This is a genomic window from Pseudomonas sp. BMW13 (assembly GCF_013357275.1).
In the GTDB taxonomy this organism is placed as follows: Bacteria; Pseudomonadota; Gammaproteobacteria; order Pseudomonadales; family Pseudomonadaceae; genus Aquipseudomonas; species Aquipseudomonas khazarica.
Genome location: NZ_SUKD01000055.1, coordinates 1 through 2236, shown reverse-complemented (window position 1 = coordinate 2236; position 2236 = coordinate 1). Strand labels below are relative to the sequence as shown.

The window sequence follows — 2236 nt, the reverse complement described above, 5'->3', positions numbered from 1 at the left end:
CACAGCGGACGTGAAGTGCCGGCGATCATCATGACCGGGCACGACGTACGCCGTGTGCAGGAGCAGGTGGGCGATGGCGACACGCCGATCCTGTCGAAGCCGGTACAGCCTGCCGAACTGCGTTCGCTGCTGGTGGCGCTGAAGCTGAAACTAAAGGCCGCCTGAGCGCCACACCCTGATCAGCGCGTCGCGCTGGTTGGCGCGGGCGCTACGCAGGGTTGCTGGTTGGTACCGGCCAGTTTCTCGACGTTGTTCAGTACGTTCTGCCCCTGGTTGACCCGCTGGGCGTTCTCCGCGACCTGCATGCGCTGGGTGTAGGTGGCGGAATTGCCGTTGAAACTCTGCTGCGTCTCGAGCACGGTGTTGGCCATGTCCAGCAGGCTGCGACCGGTTTCGATCAGGCTGCTGGTTGCGCTCGGGGCGCATGGGTCATTGGCCATCTGGGCATTCTGCAGGCCCTGGCTCTGCGTGTTCTGTGGCAGGCAGCCGGTCAGCGCCGTCAGTACGGCGGCACCCAGGACCAAGCCCAGGCTTCCATTGATATTCATCGGACATTCCCTTCGATCACCAGGCCTCGGCCCAGTGCCGAAGCGTTATCCGCGATTCTAGGAAGGGGCTGACAGGCCAGGAATAGTACGGGTGTACTAGTGCCCGCCTATGGTCCTTGCCGCGTTCGCTGCCCAGGGCCTAAGGTGTCGGGGTAACGACGAAAGCTGTTTCAGCAGGGAGTGTCAGCATGCCCAGGAAGGGGCCCGTTTCCTACGACACCGAGCTCGCCCAGGCCGGAGTACGGCTGATTTTCGTGGCGATCGTCAGCAGCTATACCGTGGTGCTCTACCGCTGTTCGCTGATGGAACCTGGCCCGGTCTGGAAGGCGCTGGCGCTGTACGCAGCGTTGCTTGTGCTGGCGATGATCATTCGCTGCGACGTCATGCGCCGCCCGGGAAACCGCCCCTGGCGGCGCATGCTCACCATGCTCAACGACTACACGGGGATCACCCTGACACTGGTCAACGGTGGTCAGTTGATGCTGCCGATCTATGCGATCCTGGTCTGGGTCACGATCGGCTACGGCTTGCGCTACGGCTTCGGCTACCTGTTGCGGGCGACGCTGATGGCGTTGCTGTCCCTGATCCTGACCGCTTGCATGTCGGAGTACTGGCAGTCGCAGCCTTACCTGGTGGCGACGCTGCTGCTGACGGCCCTGATGGCGCCGGCCTACCTGCACACCTTGCTCAAGCGCGCCCGCGAAGCCGCCGAGGCCGAACAGGCGGCGAACCGGGCCAAGTCGCAGTTCCTCGCGCAGGCCAGTCATGACCTGCGACAACCGGTTCACTCCATCAGCCTGTTCACCGCCTGCCTGCGCGATAGCGACCTGGGCGCCGAGCAGCGGCGCCTGGTGGAGAACATCGACAAGTCGCTGCACAGCGTCGCGCGCCTGTTCCGCTCGATTCTCGACATGTACTCGCTGGACAGCGGCAAGGTCGTGCCGCGAATGGAGACGCTGGAGCTGCGCCCTCTGCTGCTGCAGCTCATCCAGCAGAATGCCGAGGCGACGCGCTGGGCCGGGGTCGATATCCGCCTGCATTGCCCGCCACTGCATGTGCGTGCAGATCCGGCGCTGCTCACCACCATGCTGCAGAACCTGCTGTCCAACGCGCTGAAATACGCGCCGGGCAAGCCGGTGCTGATCGCCTGCCGGTGTCGCGGCCAGGGCCTTGCCATCGAGGTTTACGACCGGGGCCGGGGCATTGCGGTCGGCCATCTCGACAGCATCTTCAACGAGTTCTATCGCGTGCGTCAGGAGCGCGACCGCGACGTCGACGGCATGGGCCTGGGCCTCGCCATCGTCAGGCGCCTGGGCACGCTGATGGACCTGCGCGTGAGCATGCGCTCTGTCGAGGGCCGAGGCACGCGGGCGATGATCGACGGCTTGCAGCGGGTCGAGGCACCGAGCGAAGGCCGCTCGACCCACGCGGGCAGCGCCCAGGCGCCGAGGATGCTGGATGGCTTGCGCGTGTGCCTGATCGAGGACGATCAGAACGTGCTGCTGGCGACCGCGACCCTGTTGCGCAAGTGGGGTTGCGAGGTGGCGACCTTCGATGCGCTGCCCGATGCGTCGATGCACTTCGACCTGGTGGTGACCGACTTCGACCTTGGCACCGAAGTCTCCGGCGCCGACTGCATTCGTCACCTGCGCCGGCACAGCGGACGTGAAGTGCCGGCGATCATCATG

General features: G+C 65.2%; 2 protein-coding genes. One reads left to right on the top strand and one right to left on the bottom strand.

Features of this window, described 5'->3' with window-relative positions; genetic code table 11:
• Positions 1-179: 179 nt before the first annotated feature.
• The gene (locus E4487_RS24155; protein ID WP_175254563.1) at positions 180-548 is read right to left on the bottom strand and encodes a hypothetical protein; all 369 of its coding nucleotides are present in this window, start codon (positions 546-548) and stop codon (positions 180-182) included.
• A gap of 188 nt (positions 549-736) precedes the next feature.
• Between E4487_RS24155 and E4487_RS24150 the strand changes: the two genes are divergently transcribed.
• Positions 737-2236: sensor histidine kinase KdpD (locus tag E4487_RS24150; RefSeq protein WP_175254562.1), on the top strand; the 1500-nt coding region annotated here is incomplete at its 3' end.